We start from the raw sequence: 15,562 nt of genomic DNA on the forward strand, positions 1-15,562 counted from the left end.
GACGTTCGCGAATCCCCTTCTGTCGCCGCCATCCCGCAGGGCCAGATGGCTTTTTTGTTTCAACCCTGACACGCTCTGCGATTGACCGGCAACAGCGAGTTTCTTCCTGTGGATAACTTTCTCCGCAGTGGAATCCATGCGGGGTGCAGCCTTGTGGACAGTGGAGGTGGGCGTGCCGACGGCGATGGTTCGGTGGCGCATCTTTCAACCGTGTCACGGGTTGCAAGCGAGCGGCAACCTTAGGTTTTCCGCCTGTGGATAACCCTGGGGATTCGTTTGTTATTGCAGGTTATGACTCGGTTGCGGTCTTGGGGTCGACCATCCACTGGACGAGCTGGATGATGACGCCGTTGGGGTCGGCGGTCTGGAAGTAGCGCTCGCCCCATTCCTCGGTCTCGATCGGCGTGGTGATGGCGACGCCCTCCTCTTGGATGCGGGCGTATTCGGCGTCGATGTCGTCCACGACGAACACGAGCAGCAGGCCGTCGGCGTGCCCCTTCGCGCTCTCGGGCTTGAAGGTCGACAGGCCTGTCTTCAGGAAGATGACGTTGAAGCCGGCGTCAGGGCGGGAGAGCGAGACGAAGCCCTCCGCGGCCATGTCCTCCGCGAAGCCGTAGTGGCGCTTGAGGAATTCGGCCGAGGCGGTCGGTTCGGCGACGTTGAGCGAAACGGCGGACGAGGTAATGCGCATGTGCGGCTCCTTATCTTCGTACGTTGTATATTGTACAAAGTACGTCGTACGCCGTACAAGTCTGCGCGATAGGATTCCTCTGTGAGAGCCACCACCGAGTCCCCCAGACCGAATCTGCTCGAACTGCTCTGGAGGGCCACGCCCGAGACCAGCCGCGGCCCCCGCAAAGGCCTGACCGTGGACGAGGTGGTCGCCGCCGCCATCGCCCTCGCCGACGCCGAGGGCCTCGAAGCGGTCACCGTGCGCCGCCTCGCCCAAGAGCTCGGGAAGGCCCCCATGACGCTCTATACCTACGTGCCGGGCAAAGCCGAGCTCGTCTCGCTCATGCTCGACTCCCTGTTCGAGGGCATGGCGCGGACACCAGCGCAGGGCTCTTGGCGCGAGCGCCTGGCCACGGTCGCCCGTGACAACTACACGCTCTACCGGGCCCACCCTTGGGCCGCTGCCGCATCGCCGAACCGGCCGCCGCTCGGGCCCGGGCAGTGCGCCAAGTACGAGCACGAGCTCCAGGCCCTCGAAGGACTCGGGCTGAGCGACGTGGAGATGGACGACGCCCTCACCTACCTGCTCGCCTTCGTGCGCACCGCCGCGCGGGACGCGGCCCAGTCCGACGCCGAGCGCGAGACCAGCGGCATGAGCGACGAGGAGTGGTGGGAGACCAACGGGCCACTGCTCGCGAGGGTCCTCGACCCCGCGCGCTTCCCGACCGCCGTCCGCGTCGGCCAGGCCGCGGGGGAGGCGCACGACGCGGCCTACAACCCCGAGCACGCCTTCGTGTTCGGGCTCGAGCGAACCCTCGACGGCCTCAGCACGCTCATCGAGCGCTGACGCGGCGAAGGCGCGGTCGTCCACGATGGATGCCCGCGCCGTCCCGGCTCAGATCTGGAGCGACGGGTGCAGGCTGTCCGGCCTCCATTGGCGGCGGCCCGCCACCACCGGCGACGACGCCGCGAGCGTGCCGACCAGGGACGCGCCCAGGACGAGCAGTGCTCTGACCACGTGCGAGGCCTCCCCGCCGCTGATGGTCACCCGCAGTGTGTCGACGACGTAGCTCATCGGCAGCGGCGGAGGCAGCGCCTGGAAGAACTCCGGCGTCGTCTCCACCGGGTAGAGCCCGCCCGCGCTCGTCAGCTGCAGCATCAGCAGGACGGCGAGGAGCAGGCTCCCCGCGGTGCCGAACGCGAGCTTGAACAGGTGCGCCATCGCGAGAACGTGAGGATCGCCAGGCCGACGGTCGCCAGCGCGTCCTCGGCGTCGAGGCCGACGCCGTCGGCGAGGTCGCCTGCGCCGGATTCGGCGGTGGCGGCGGCGACCTGGGTGGCGACGTCGGCGGCGCCGGTCTTGAGGTCGGTGAGGTCGCTGGAGGCCTGTTCGAGGGTGTCGGTGGCGGTGCCTTGGATGTCGCCGCCGGGTATTTCAGGCGATTGACCGGCCTGGTCGCTCCTGGGCACTCTCCTCACAGGCCGATGCGTCCCGATTCGGGCGGTTACACGGGCAGATGACCGTCCATATATTACTTATGAGTAACTTATGATCGAGAAGCGGCGGCCACGCTGTGACCGGCGCGTCCCGCCCGCGGCCCTTACAGTTGAGGCATGTCGGAAACGCAACCTGCGAAACCCGCGGCTCCGCGCCGCGACCAACCGCGCACTCACCACGGCGACACCGTGAACGACCCGTACGCCTGGCTCAAGAATCCCGAGGACTCCGCCACCGTCGACTACCTCAAGGCCGAGAACGCCTACACCGAAGCGCGCACCGCCCATCTCGCCGGCCTGCGCAAGGCGATCTTCGGTGAGATCAAGGGACGCACCCAGGAGACCGACCTCTCCGTCCCCGTCCGCAAGCGCGGCTGGTGGTACTACGGCCGCACCGAGGAGGGGAAGCAGTACGGCATCCAGTGCCGCCTCAAGGCCGACGGCGACACGCCCCCCGAGATCGAGGCCGGGGTGGCCGTCGAGGGCGAGGAGATCCTGGTCGACGGCAACGAGCTCGCCGAGGGCCACGACTTCTTCTCCCTGGGCACCTGCGACGTCTCCCCCGACGGGAACCTGCTGGCCTATGCGGTGAACTACTCGGGCGACGAGCGCTTCACCCTGCGGTTCAAGGACCTGCGCACCGGCGAGGACTTCCCCGACGACATCCCGAACGTCTTCTACGGCGGCGCGTGGTCGCGCGACGGCTCCGTCTTCTTCTACACCAAAGTGGACGACGCCTGGCGTCCGTACCAGGTGTGGCGGCACGTCCTCGGCGAGCACGAGGACAAGGACGTCCTGGTCTACCAGGAGGACGACGAGCGGTTCTGGACCGGCATCGACCTGACCCGCTCCGAGCGCTACCTCTTCATCGTCTCCGGCTCCAAGATCACCACCGAGTACCGCTACCTCGACGCCGCCGACCCGCAGGGCGAGTTCACCGTCTTCGGCGAGGGCCGCGTCCAGGGCGTCGAGCTGAGCGTCGACCACCAGGGCGACCGGTTCTGGGTGCTCCACAACAAGGACGCCGAGAACTTCACCCTCGGCTGGGCGCCCGTCGACGACACGACGCAGTTCAACGAGGTCATTCCCCACGACGAGGCGGTCCGCCTCGAATCCGCCGACGCCTTCGCCGACCACGTGGTCGTCTCGATGCGCCGCGCCGGACTCTCGCAGGTGGCCATCCTTGAAGGCGGAGCCGGAAAGGATCGTGAGCGCAGTCTTGAAGGCGGAGCCGGAAAGGATCGTGAGCGCAGTCTTGAAGGCGGAGCCGGACAGGGCCCGGGGCACGAGTACGACGGGGCGCGCCTGACCGAGATCCAGTTCGACGAGCCGATCTACGCCGTCGGCCTCGGAGAGAACGTCGACTACGACTCCCGGCAGATCCGCCTCGGCTACACCTCGCTCGTCACCCCGTCCTCGGTGTACGACTACGACATCGACGACGCCGAGCTGCGCCTGCGCAAGCGCACGCCCGTCCTCGGCGACTTCGACCCGGCCGACTACGTGCAGTACCGCGAGTGGGCCACGGCCGCCGACGGCACGAAGGTGCCGATCTCGATCGTCGCGAAGGCCGGCGTCGCCCCGGACGGGACCGCGCCGTGCCTGCTGTACGGCTACGGCTCCTACGAGCACTCGATCGACCCGTACTTCTCCATCGCCCGCCTGAGCCTGCTCGACCGCGGCGTGGTCTTCGCGATCGCGCACATCCGCGGCGGCGGCGAGATGGGCCGCCGGTGGTACGAGGAGGGCAAGCTGCTCCACAAGCGGAACACGTTCACCGACTTCGTGGACTGCGCCGACCACCTCGTCGAGGCGGGCTGGGCCGCGCCCGACCGGATCGTCGCCCGCGGCGGCTCGGCCGGCGGCCTCCTCATGGGCGCCGTCGCGAACCTCGCTCCCGCGCGGTTCGCCGGCATCCTCGCCGACGTCCCGTTCGTGGACGCCCTCAACACGATCCTCGACCCCACGATGCCCCTCACGGTCATCGAATGGGAGGAGTGGGGCAACCCGCTCGAGTCGGCCGAGGTCTACGAGTACATGAAGTCGTACTCGCCCTACGAGAACGTCACCGGCGTGCGGTACCCGCCGATCCTGGCCGTGACCAGCCTCAACGACACCCGGGTGGGCTTCCACGAGCCCGCCAAGTGGATCGCGAAGCTGCGCCACGAGAGCCCGGACTCGGACGTGTTGCTGAAGACCGAGATGGAAGCCGGCCACGGCGGCCGCTCCGGCCGCTACGACGCCTGGGAGGAAGAGGCCTTCAACCTCGCCTGGGTACTTGACAAGCTCGGTGCGGCCGAGGTCGCCTGAGCGCCGCAGTTCGCTGCGGCTGCTCGAGCGCGGCAGCGCTGCCGTGAGCGCTTGCCGTGCCGCACTCGCGTCGGCCGCCTGAACAGTCGCCCGGCACGGCATGAGGCCCGGCCCCGCGGTCGTCCGCGGGGCCGGGCCTCCATTCGTCTACCGTGCGTCGAGTTCCTCGTCGTCGTCGAGCAGGACGATCTGATGCTGCTCCGCCGCGTCGGCGGGGTCGGCCTCGTCGGGGACCGCCCCCTCCTCCTCCGCGACCGGCGCCTCAGGGTCGTCGTCCCCGCCCGAAGGTTCAGAGGAGTCGACCAGATCGAACTCGGACAACTCGTCGGACTGGTCCGCCCATTCCCGGTGATAGTTCATATAACCCACGGTAGACGCGCCCGAGGCCGCTCGGCCAGTGAACCACCAGGTAGCCTGAGTCATGCCTTCACACGCCCGTGGGCAATACTTCATCTCGACGCAATAGTTCGAGGCCATCAGACAGCGGCGTCTGAGTCCCGCCCCCGGTCGGGGAGCAATCAACGACTTGTCTAAGGAGCTGGCAGCATGCCTATCGCAACACCCGAGGAATACAACGAGATGCTCGACCGGGCGAAGGCTGGCTCCTTCGCCTACCCGGCCATCAACGTCACCTCGACCCAGACGCTCAACGCCGCCCTGGCCGCGTTCGCCGAGGCCGAGTCCGACGGCATCGTCCAGGTCTCCACCGGCGGGGCCGAGTACCTCTCCGGCCCGACGATCAAGGACAAGGTGACCGGCTCCGTCGCGCTCGCCGCCGCCGCCCACGAGATCGCCAAGAACTACCCGGTCAAGGTCGCCCTCCACACCGACCACTGCCCGAAGAACCACCTCGACGGCTTCGTCCGGCCGCTCCTCGCCATCAGCGAAGAGCGCGTCTCCCGCGGTGAAGAGCCCCTCTTCCAGTCGCACATGTGGGACGGCTCGGCCGTGCCGCTCGAGGAGAACCTCGAGATCGCCAAGGACCTCCTCGCCCGCACCACCAAGGCGAAGGTCGTCCTCGAGGTCGAGATCGGCGTCGTCGGCGGCGAAGAGGACGGCGTCGAGGCCGAGATCAACGAGAAGCTCTACACCACCGTCGCCGACGCGCGCGCGACCGTCCAGGCCCTCGGCTCGGGCGAGAACGGCCGCTACATGACGGCCCTGACCTTCGGCAACGTCCACGGCGTCTACAAGCCCGGGAACGTGCGCCTGCGCCCGGAGATCCTCAAGGAGATCCAGGACGAGATCGGCAAGGAAGTCGGCAAGGACAAGCCCTTCGACCTCGTCTTCCACGGCGGCTCCGGCTCGACCGCGCAGGAGATCAGCGACGCGGTCGACTACGGCGTCATCAAGATGAACATCGACACCGACACCCAGTACGCGTTCACGCGCCCGGTCGTCGACCACATGTTCCGCAACTACGACGGCGTGCTCAAGGTCGAGGGCGAGGTCGGCAACAAGAAGGCCTACGACCCGCGCGCCTACGGCAAGCTCGCCGAGGCCGGCATGGCCGCCCGCATCGTGGAGGCCTGCCAGCAGCTCCGCTCCGCCGGCAACAAGATCAAGTAAGCGACCGCCGCAAGGCGAGAAAGGGCCCGGCCGCTGTGCGGCGGGGCCCTTTCGCGTGGCCGGGCAGGGCGGCGAAACGGTCCGGCTGCATCCATGGGACCGGCTCGTGGCCCGGGACCGGCGCCGGTGGGCGATCCGCGCCGCCGGCCATTGGGAGGAGGTCCCCCTCTGGACGTTCGCGAAGAGGACTGGACCGCGGTCGAGGCCGCCGTCGCGCGGCGCTGGCCGCCGCCAGCGCCGCGGTGCACGCGAAACGGGCCCGGAGCGGCCGCTCCGGGCCCGTTGCCGGGTCGGGTTACTTGGCGAACCAGGCGGTCGCGCCGCCCGGCAGGGCGCCGTTTTCGATCGGGGCGCTCGCGAGGAGGACCTCGCCGCCGTAGCCCTCGACCGGGACGGGCTCGTCGCCGAAGTTGGTGACGCACACCAGGGCGCCGTTGTCGAACGCGAACGCGTTCTCGCCCGGGTCGGCCAGCCACGTCAGCGCCGCCGCCTTCCGGGTCTTGCGGATCGCGATCGCGGCCCGGTAGAACTCCAGCGTGGAGCCCTCCACGCCGTCCTCGGCCTCGGCCGAGACCGCGGCCCAGTCGGCCGGCTGCGGCAGCCACGAGCCGTTCGCGCCGAACCCGAACGACGAGCCCTCCCGCGTCCACGGCAGCGGCACGCGACAGCCGTCGCGGCCGAGCTGCTCCCCGTTCGTGCGGAAGAACGTCGGGTCCTCCCGGACCTCCGCGGGCAGGTCCAGGACCTCGTTGAGCCCCAGCTCCTCACCCTGGTAGACGTACACGACGCCCGGCAGCGACAGCAGCAGCTGCGTCGCGGCCTTCGCCCGCGCCAGGCCCCGCTCGCCCCCGCCGTAGCGGGTCACGTGCCGCTGCACGTCGTGGTTCGACAGCACCCACGTGCACGGCGCGCCCACGCCCGCGTTGTTCGCGATCTCCGAGTCGATCGCCTTGCGGAAGTCCGCCGCCTGGAACGGCGCGAGCACCAGGTCGAAGTTGAACGCCTGGTGCAGCTCGTCGGGCCGCAGGTAGAGGGACCGGCGCTCGGCCGAATCGGTCCACGCCTCGGCGACGAAGATCCGGTCGCCCTCGTACTCCTCGATGATCGGCCGCCACGCGCGGTAGATCTCGTGCACGCCGTCCTGGTCGAAGAACGGCGCCTGCGTCGTGCCGATCATCTCGATCGTGCCGTCGCCGCCGGTGTCCGGCAGCCCCTCGGCCTTGACCATGCCGTGCGCGACGTCGATGCGGAAGCCGTCCACGCCCCGGTCGAGCCAGAACCGCAGGATCGACTCGAACTCCGCGTGCACCTCCGGGTTGTCCCAGTTCAGGTCCGGCTGCGAGGAGTCGAACAGGTGCAGGTACCACTGCCGGCCGTCGTCGGTCTTGGTCCACGCCGGGCCGCCGAAGATCGACTGCCAGTTGTTCGGCGGCGTGTCCGGCGCCGCCGGGTCCACGTCGCGGAAGTGGTAGCGCTCTCGTTCCGGCGCGCCGGGGTCCGCGGCCAGCGCGGCCTGGAACCAGGCGTGCTCGGAGGAGGTGTGGTTGGGCACGAGGTCCACGATGAGGCGGATGCCCGCGGCGTGCGCGGTCTCGAGCATCCGGTCGAAGTCGCCGAGGTCGCCGAAGCGCGGGTCGATCGCGCGGTAGTCGGCCACGTCGTAGCCCGCGTCCTTCTGCGGGGAGGCGTAGAACGGCGAGAGCCAGATGGCGTCCACACCCAGCTTCGCCAGGTAGGGGATGCGGGAGCGGATGCCCTCCAGGTCGCCCATGCCGTCGCCGTTCGCGTCGGCGAAGGAACGCGGATACACCTGGTAGATGACCGCGTCGCGCCACCAGTGTTCACTCATCGGGGAGGTCCCTTTCAGTCTTTGGGCGCCGCACCGGTGGAACCGCGTACGACGAGTTCGGGCCGGAACAGGTATTCCGACGACGGCGTGGGCTGCCCGGCGATCTCGTCGAGCAGGGCCCGGGCGGCGGCGGTGGCGATGTCGCGCACCGGTTGCCGCACGGTCGTGAGCGGGGGGTTGGTGTGGGCGATGAGCGGGGAGTCGTCGTAGCCGACCACGGAGAAGTCGGCGGGGACGGTGAGGCCGCGTTCCTCGGCGGCGCGGATCGCGCCGAGGGCCATCATGTCGGAGCCGCAGACGACGGCGGTGGCGCCGCGGTCGATGAGGCGGGAGGCGGCCGCGTAGCCGCCCTGTTCGCCGAAGAGGGTGAGTTCGATGAGTTCGGGTCCGACGCCTTGCATGGCGGCGCGGTAGCCGTTGATCTTGCGGCGGACGGGCCAGTAGCGGTCGGGGCCGGAGACGAGGCCGATCTCGTGGTGGCCGAGGCCGGCGAGGTGTTCGACGGCGATGCGGGCGGCGACGGTGTCGTCGCAGGAGAAGGAGGCGGCCTCGACGCCTTCGGGGTGGCCGGTGACGAACGCGACGGGGAGGCGCTTGTCCTTGAGTTCCTGGTAGCGCTCGGTGCTGGCGGCGGTGTCGGCGTGGAGGCCGGAGACGAAGATGATGCCGGCGACGGCTCGTTCGCGGAGCATCTCGACGAATTCGTCTTCGGAGACGCCCCCGGGGGTCTGGGTGCAGAGCACCGGGGTGTAGCCGGAGCCGGCGAGCACGTTGGAGATCGTCTGCGCGTAGAGCGGGAAGATCGGGTTCTCCAGTTCGGGCACGACGAGGCCGATGAGGCCGATGGCGTGCTTGCGCAGCGCTGGGGGGCGTTCATAGCCGAGCACGTCGAGGGCAGTGAGGACGGACTGTCGGGTCTGCTGACCGACCCCGGGTTTGTCGTTGAGGACCCGGGACACCGTTGCCTCACTGACCCCGGCCTGCCGGGCGATGTCAGAGAGTCGAAGCCGCATGATGACAGACTAACCTATCTGAAACTTGGCAACAGTTTGGTTGCAAGGGTTTCCTGATTCTGAAACATCTTGCTAATCTTCGGGGGAGTCGGGGCGCGAGCCCCGGGACACCGGCCCCCGCCCCGGGGCCCCTCAATGAGGAGTGAGACAGACATGCGCAGAAGGACCCTGGGTATCACCGCCGTCTCGGCCGCCGCTCTCGGCGCGGCCGCCGCCTGCGGTTCGGACGACGGCGACGCGTCGAGCGAGGAGACCTCGCAGTTCTCGGGCGAGCTGGTCATCTGGGCCGACGAGACCCGCACGCCCGTCCTCAAGGAATTCGTCAAGGACTTCGAGTCCCAGGTCGGCGTCAAGGTCACCGTGGAAGAGCACGTGGAGACCCTCCGCGAGGACTTCCTCACCGCCGCCGAGCAGGGCCAGGGCCCCGACATCGTCGTGGGCGCGCACGACTGGGCCGGCCAGTACGCCGCCGCCGGCGCGATCGCCCCGATCACCCTCAGCGCCGACAAGCAGGGCACCCTCAACGAGACCTCCGTGAAGGCCTTCACCGTCGACGGCAACGTCTACGGCGTCCCCTACGCGATGGAGAACCTCGGCCTCATCCGCAACACCGACCTCGCGCCCGCGGCCCCCACCACGTTCGAGGAGCTCATCGCGGCCGGCCGCGCCGCGGGCACCGACGAGGTCCTCACCATGGAGGTCGGCGTCGACGGCAACGCCTACAGCGCCTACCCGCTGTTCGCGTCCATGGGCGGCTACCTGTTCAAGGACGACGGCGCGGGCAACCTCGACCCGACCGACGTCGGCGTCGACTCCCCCGGCGGCGTCGCCGCGTTCGAGAAATTCGCCGAACTCGGCGCCGACGGGGTCCTCAAGACCACCATCGACGCGAGCAACACCATCCCGTTCTTCGTCGACGGCAAGACCGCGTTCATGATCTCCGGGCCGTGGGCGCTCGTCGACGTCCAGGGCGCGGGCCTCAACTACGAGGTCACCGCCATCCCCGGCTTCGAGGGCCAGGGCCCGGCCTCCCCGTTCCTCGGCGTCCAGGGCTTCTACGTCTCGGCGACCGCCAAGAACGCCGTGTTCGCGCAGGAGTTCGTCACCAACTACGTCCTCACCGAGGACCTGCAGCGCTCCCTCGCCGAGGCCGGCGGGCGCCTCCCGGCGCTCACCGCCGCCGCTGAGGCCTTCTCCGCCGGCAACGCCGACATCCAGGGCTTCGCCGCCGCCGGCGAGAGCGCCGTCCCGATGCCGAACATCCCCGCGATGAACGCCGTCTGGGAGCCCTTCGGCCGCGCCGAGGCCGACGCGATCGACGGCGTCGCCACCGGGGCCGAGGCCGCCGGCACCGCCGCGCAGGCCATCCGCGACGCCGTCGCGTCCTCCTAGGTCGACCGGTCAGCCCTCGACGAGCGAAGGAACGCACTGTGCCTGACCAACGTCCCGCGTCGGCGACCGCCGCGGGTCTGCTCATCAAGATCGCGGTACTCGCGGTGGTCGCCGCGCTGGCCGTCTGGGCGGCCCTGCCGCTCATCGCCGCCGAGGCCTGGTGGGGCCTGGCGCTGGAGGCGGCCGTCGTGGCCGTCGTCTACTCCGTGTACCTCCAGCGCCGGGCGATCCAGCTCAAATACCTCATCCCCGGGACGCTGCTGCTCATCGCCTTCCAGATCCTCCCGGTCATCCTCACCGTCGGCACCTCCTTCACCAACTACGGCGACGGCCACCGCGTCGACAAGGAGCAGGCCACCGAGGCGATCATCGCCGCGGGCGTCCAGCAGACCCCCGGCGGCGCGACCTACCTGGTCGCCGTCGGCGAGTCCGCGAGCGGCGAGCTGACACTGCTGCTCACCGACAACGAGGACGGCTCCGCCTGGGCCGGGACCGAAGCGGGCCTGACCGAACTCGACGACGCCACCGTCGACGACACGGGACGGGTCACCGCCGCCCCCGGCTACACCGTGTGGGACCTCGCCGAACTGGGCGAACGCCAGGCCGAGCTCGGCGAACTGGCCGTGCCCACCGGGCCCGAGACCGGCATCAAACTGCAGGGCCTGTCGGCCTTCGAAGGCCGGTCGACGCGCTCCTACGACGCGGGCTGCGACTGCATCACCGACTCGGCCACCGGCACGGTCTGGTACGCCGACGACGAGGACGGGTCGTTCCGGACCGAGGACGGCCAGGCCGCCCTCGTCGGCTGGCGGGTCGACATCGGCGCCGACAACTACCTCGACATCCTCACCGACCCCGACATCCGCGGCCCGTTCCTGGGGATCTTCACCTGGAACGTCATGTTCGCCGCCGGATCGGTCCTGCTCACGTTCGCGATCGGCCTCGGCACCGCCATGGCGCTCAACAAGCCGACCATGCGCGGCACGAAGCTCTACCGGACCTTCATGATCCTGCCGTACGCCATGCCGTCCTTCGCGATGCTGCTGGTGTGGGCGCAGATGTTCAACCGCGACTTCGGCCTCGTCAACGAGCTGTTCAACCTCGACGTGAACTGGTACGGCGACACCTGGTCCGCCCGCGCGATGGTCCTCATCGCCAACACGTGGCTCGGCTGGCCGTACATGTTCCTCATCTGCCTCGGCGCGCTCCAGGCCCTGCCCTCCGACTCGCTCGAAGCGGCCAAGATCGACGGGGCCACGGGCGTGACCGCGTTCCGGAAGATCACCCTCCCGCTGCTGCTCATCGCCCTGACGCCGCTGCTGATCTCCTCGTTCGCGTTCAACTTCAACAACTTCAACGCGATCGAACTGCTCAGCGGCGGGCACCCGTTCGGAGCCGGCGACGCCGTCGGCGGCACCGACCTGCTCATCACGTACGCGTTCCGGCAGGCCTTCGGGTCCTCCAGCGCCGACTACGGGTTCGCCAGCGCGATCAGCGTGTTCATCTTCCTCATCGTCGCCACGATCTCGGCGGTCATGTTCCGCTTCACCCGCAACCAGGAGGACGTGTACTCATGACGCGGACACTCGAACCCGCCGCGCCGCGGGCGGGACGCGCGGCTCCGGCGCGCAAGGGCAGGCCGCCGTTCGCGAAGTGGATGGCCGAGTTCGGCTGGCGGCACCTGGTGGCGGTCGCGGTGCTCGTCTTCGGGCTCGTGCCGATCGTGTACGTGATCTCGGCGGCGTTCAACCCGAACGGGACGCTCTCCTCGACGAGCCTGCTGCCGACGGGCTTCAGCCTCGGCAACTTCGAGAAGCTGTTCACCGACGACAACGTGCCGTTCGCGGCGTGGTTCGCGAACTCGCTGATGATCGCGGTGCCGGCGGCGTTCATCTCGATCTTCATCTCGTCGCTGGCGGCGTACGCGTTCAGCCGGTTCCGATTCCGGGGGCGGCGGCCGATGCTGCTGTTCCTGCTGCTGATCCAGATGTTCCCGGCGTTCCTGGCCGTGGTGGCGCTGTATCTGATCTTCGGGCGGATCGGCGAGTTCTATCCGGTCGCGGGACTGAACACGAAGCTCGGGCTGATGCTGGTGTACATGGGCGGGGCGCTGGGCGTCTCGACGTGGCTGATGAAGGGGTTCTTCGACACGATCCCGAAGGAGCTCGACGAGGCGGCCACGATCGACGGGGCCTCGCACGCGCAGATCTTCTTCGGGATGATCCTGCCCCTGGCGGCGCCGATCATCGCGATCTCGGGGATCCTCGCGTTCGTGGGCACCATGAACGACTTCATCCTGGCGAGCCTCTTCCTCACCGACCGGCCGGAGATGACCCTCGCGGTGGGTTTGAAGACGTTGACGGCGGAGAACTCCCCGGCGAGCTATTTCGGCATCTTCGCGGCGGGGACGCTGCTGACGTCGGTCCTGACGGTGGCGGTGTTCATGAGCCTCCAGCGGTACATCGTCTCGGGACTGACCGGTGGAGCGGTGAAGGGGTGAGAGACGGGCGAGCACTGCCCGACGAGCGCCCGCTCCTCGGAGCGGACATCGGGCCCGGACCACGGCGAGCCTCCCTCCCGCGGTCCGGGCCTCGACCGTGCGGGGGCTCAGGGTCCGGCGACGACCACGGCCGGCCGCGGATCGCCGACGGACCGGGCGAGGGCGACGCTGATCCTCGCGCGCCTCAGATCTGGCCCTCGTACGAATCGGGCGACTCGAAGGGCACGGGGCCGGAGGCGGCCCGGGTGGCGGCGAAGGGATCGACGGCGGCGGCCTGGTCGGTGGGAATGCCGTCGGGGAAGTAGTCCCCGACGAGGTCGCCTTCACCACCGGGTTCAATGCCGCCGGTCGGAGGAATGTACTCGATGTCGCTGTGGTCGCTGACCGGGACACAGCCGGACTGAACGGTCACCGCGACGAGCCCCCATGCCGAGTACCACAAGTGGACGCCGTCTTCACGGTCGGCGCTGAGATCCCGATCGACTCGCCCGCTCGCCAGTTCCTGGCGCTGGTCCTGGGTGATCTCGTACCCGAGCGACGTCCAGTGCTCCCGGAGAGCGTCGACATACCGCTCGCGAACGAGCTCGGTGGCGGAATCCTCGACGGAGAACTCGTAGACGAGTTCGACATTGGTGTATTCGGGGTCGTCGACGCCGTTGTGGCTGCACGCCAGTTCCCGCCAGAGACGTCGTTCGAAGCCGGGGAAGTCGGGTAGGACCTCGACCATGTCGGCGACGGCCGCTTCCAGCGGTGCGTACGCCTCGGCCTGTGTGTACTGGGACTCGGGCGGGCTGTCCATGGCTTCTCCAATAGCGGCGCAGCTGGTGGCGGCGAACATTGCGGTCACGGCGACCAGCGACGCGCTCAGCCGCGACGACGGCCGCGCCCGCGGGCCTCGGTCGTTCATTGCGGCTACCCCCTCTGGCCGGTGACGATGAGCGCCATGGTGTTGCGACCGGCGTCCTTGTTCGAGTCGTCCCAATAGACGCTGTGGTTCGAGATGGGGTTCCGGCCGACGGACTCGCTTTCGAAGACGTTGGCTCCGAACGACTCCGAAGCCGGGTCGGTCCCGTGCACGGTCGTGTACTGGATCACGTCCTGGGAGTTGGTGGTGGCCCAGACGTTCTCCGCGCCTACACCGAGCGCGTCCGCGGTGGCGACGCCCGTTCCCGGTGATGCCACCAGGATGAGGTTGTCGGCGTCCACGCCGTCGGTGGCGGCGGCGATTCCGATGACGGTGGTGCCGTACGAGTGGCCGGTCAACGTCAGCTCGGCGGCGTCCCTCTCGGAAGTGGCCCTGAGGCCTTGCGTGAATGATGAAAGGTCCTCGGCGGCGTCCTCGGCGTAACGGGCATCCATCGCTTCGACGTCGAGGCCGGCGCCGTCCCGGAACGGCATGGCGTTGTCCGGTGCGTCATAACCGATCCACAGCACGGTGGCCGTCTCCTGGCCCGGATCGGGGGCTTTGCGGTAGGCGTCATACGCCATGGTCTCGGCGCGGGTCATGAGGCCGCCGTCGACATCGTCGAGCTTCGCGCCGGTGCCCGGAACATAGGCGTTGACGTTGGCGGCGGTGTCGGGATTGCCGATCGAGACGACGGCCCGGCCTTCGCCTTCCGTGTCGAAGCCGAGCAGATAGTAGGACTGGCCGGTACCGCCGTAGACGGCCGGATTCCCGTTGCCGTCGGTGACCTGATCGCTGAGGTCGCCAAGAAGCTCGCGATCTTCCTGAAGCCTGATGAGTTCGGCCTGAAGCTCGGCGTGGGACTTTCCGCCGTAGGCACCGTCGCCCGATCCATAGGCCTCCATCTGCGCCATCTGGGACTCGATCGCCGCGATCCGATCGTCGAGGCTTTCGATCCGGGTGTCCAGCACGGCGCGGTTGGCCGTGTCCCGGGCGTCGACCGGGATGCCGTCCGTCGGGCCCACCCACCCGGGGTGCTCGGCGATCAGGGCCTCCCGCTCGGCGTCGGTCAGGCTCTCCCACCACTGGTTCACCTGCTCGGGCGACATGTCGGATCCGCCGTTGGCGATCGCTTCCATCTCGGCGGCGACTGCTTCGCTCAGCGCGGTCCGGTAGTCGTCGATCAAGTCGTCATAGGTCGCTCCGAGCTGCGGGGGCAGCTCCGGCGGGCTCTCGCGCATGGCGGCGAGCGCCGCGGCCGCATCGTCGTCGGCGTCGTGGGCCCGAGACATGACCGCTCTGAGCCAGTCCTGGTACTCCCTCGCGACGCACGAGGCCTCCCAGGCGAGGTCGATGCCGTTGCCGAGGGCCCTGAGGCGGTCGGCGACGTCCAGGCCCTGCGGCTTCTCGATGCCGATCCGGTGGCAGAGCCATTCCGGCGGATCGGTCGTCCAGATCGCCTGATGGAGGGCGCCGCTGAAGTTCACGTCGTAGCGGTGCCTGTCGCCCTCGATCACGAAGTCGTGCGCTTCGATCAGCCCGACGACCTCCTCCAGCTCCCGCTGCTCGGCCTCGAGCGCGTCGGCGGCTTCGAGCAGCGTCGTGGCGACCCTGATGTCGGCGTAGTCGGACAGGTCGTCCTCGAACCGGCCGGTGGACAGGTCGATGTGCTCGCGGACCTGCGTCGCGGTGTCGGACTCGAAGTGCTCGACGCTCAGGTGGCCGCCGATCACGTCGTTGCGCAGTCGTTCGGTCTGCTCGATCATGTCGGGCACATACGACTTCCAGGACTCGCCGAGGCTTCTGACGCGGGCGCAGTCGAGGTCGCGGAGGTCCTTCCAGGACATGTCGCTCAT

The 15,562-nt window shown here is 69.0% G+C and carries 14 protein-coding genes; 6 read left to right on the forward strand and 8 right to left on the reverse strand.

Annotated elements, in window-relative coordinates; genetic code table 11:
- Positions 1-289 precede the first annotated feature (289 nt).
- Positions 290-691: a VOC family protein gene (locus tag K3N28_RS16115; protein ID WP_228093570.1), complete on the reverse strand. Its 402-nt coding sequence runs from the start codon at positions 689-691 to the stop codon at positions 290-292.
- Between the two features lie 81 nt (positions 692-772).
- Between K3N28_RS16115 and K3N28_RS16120 the strand changes: the two genes are divergently transcribed.
- Entirely contained in the window at positions 773-1,519 is a 747-nt protein-coding gene (locus tag K3N28_RS16120) for a TetR/AcrR family transcriptional regulator C-terminal domain-containing protein (RefSeq protein WP_228093571.1), read from the forward strand.
- A 48-nt stretch (positions 1,520-1,567) separates the two neighbouring features.
- Here K3N28_RS16120 and K3N28_RS16125 read toward each other — a convergent pair whose 3' ends face one another.
- Both K3N28_RS16125 and K3N28_RS16130 read right to left on the reverse strand, forming a co-directional pair.
- Complete coding sequence (locus K3N28_RS16125; RefSeq protein WP_228093572.1) at positions 1,568-1,894, reverse strand: hypothetical protein; 327 nt, start codon at positions 1,892-1,894, stop codon at positions 1,568-1,570.
- Entirely contained in the window at positions 1,831-2,142 is a 312-nt protein-coding gene (locus tag K3N28_RS16130; protein WP_228093573.1) for a hypothetical protein, read from the reverse strand. The genes K3N28_RS16125 and K3N28_RS16130 overlap by 64 nt, the downstream gene beginning before the upstream one ends.
- Before the next feature lie 144 nt (positions 2,143-2,286).
- Here K3N28_RS16130 and K3N28_RS16135 point away from each other — a divergent pair, with 144 nt between their 5' ends.
- On the forward strand, positions 2,287-4,479 hold the full coding sequence (locus tag K3N28_RS16135; RefSeq protein WP_228093574.1) for a S9 family peptidase: 2,193 nt from the start codon (positions 2,287-2,289) through the stop codon (positions 4,477-4,479).
- 147 nt (positions 4,480-4,626) lie between these two features.
- On the opposite strand, the gene K3N28_RS16140 is transcribed toward K3N28_RS16135, so the two are convergent.
- Positions 4,627-4,839, reverse strand: a complete 213-nt coding sequence (locus K3N28_RS16140) for a hypothetical protein (protein ID WP_228093575.1) — start codon at positions 4,837-4,839, stop codon at positions 4,627-4,629.
- Between the two features lie 186 nt (positions 4,840-5,025).
- On the opposite strand from K3N28_RS16140, the gene fbaA reads away from it, so the two are divergent.
- Positions 5,026-6,048: a class II fructose-bisphosphate aldolase gene (gene fbaA, locus K3N28_RS16145; RefSeq protein ID WP_228093576.1), complete on the forward strand. Its 1,023-nt coding sequence runs from the start codon at positions 5,026-5,028 to the stop codon at positions 6,046-6,048.
- Positions 6,049-6,343: 295 nt separating this feature from the next.
- Here fbaA and K3N28_RS16150 read toward each other — a convergent pair whose 3' ends face one another.
- The gene (locus K3N28_RS16150) at positions 6,344-7,897 is read right to left on the reverse strand and encodes a glycoside hydrolase family 13 protein (protein ID WP_228093577.1); all 1,554 of its coding nucleotides are present in this window, start codon (positions 7,895-7,897) and stop codon (positions 6,344-6,346) included.
- Between the two features lie 14 nt (positions 7,898-7,911).
- On the reverse strand, positions 7,912-8,910 hold the full coding sequence (locus K3N28_RS16155; RefSeq protein ID WP_228093578.1) for a LacI family DNA-binding transcriptional regulator: 999 nt from the start codon (positions 8,908-8,910) through the stop codon (positions 7,912-7,914).
- A gap of 153 nt (positions 8,911-9,063) precedes the next feature.
- Here K3N28_RS16155 and K3N28_RS16160 point away from each other — a divergent pair, with 153 nt between their 5' ends.
- Genes K3N28_RS16160 through K3N28_RS16170 form a run of 3 tightly spaced genes read left to right on the forward strand, consistent with a single transcriptional unit; the run spans position 9,064 to position 12,802 of the window.
- The gene (locus tag K3N28_RS16160) at positions 9,064-10,302 is read left to right on the forward strand and encodes a maltose ABC transporter substrate-binding protein (RefSeq protein WP_228093579.1); all 1,239 of its coding nucleotides are present in this window, start codon (positions 9,064-9,066) and stop codon (positions 10,300-10,302) included.
- A 38-nt stretch (positions 10,303-10,340) separates the two neighbouring features.
- A complete protein-coding gene (locus tag K3N28_RS16165) occupies positions 10,341-11,879 on the forward strand; it encodes an ABC transporter permease subunit (protein WP_228093580.1) in 1,539 nt (512 codons plus the stop codon).
- The gene (locus K3N28_RS16170; RefSeq protein WP_228093581.1) at positions 11,876-12,802 is read left to right on the forward strand and encodes a sugar ABC transporter permease; all 927 of its coding nucleotides are present in this window, start codon (positions 11,876-11,878) and stop codon (positions 12,800-12,802) included. The genes K3N28_RS16165 and K3N28_RS16170 overlap by 4 nt, the downstream gene beginning before the upstream one ends.
- Positions 12,803-12,986: 184 nt before the next feature.
- Here the strand turns inward: K3N28_RS16170 and K3N28_RS16175 are convergent, their stop codons facing one another.
- Positions 12,987-13,601, reverse strand: a complete 615-nt coding sequence (locus K3N28_RS16175) for a hypothetical protein (protein WP_228093582.1) — start codon at positions 13,599-13,601, stop codon at positions 12,987-12,989.
- A 113-nt stretch (positions 13,602-13,714) separates the two neighbouring features.
- Positions 13,715-15,562, reverse strand: a complete 1,848-nt coding sequence (locus K3N28_RS16180; protein WP_228093583.1) for an alpha/beta hydrolase — start codon at positions 15,560-15,562, stop codon at positions 13,715-13,717.

It is taken from the genome of Glycomyces sp. TRM65418, assembly GCF_019710475.1.
Classification (GTDB): Bacteria; Actinomycetota; Actinomycetes; order Mycobacteriales; family Micromonosporaceae; genus Glycomyces.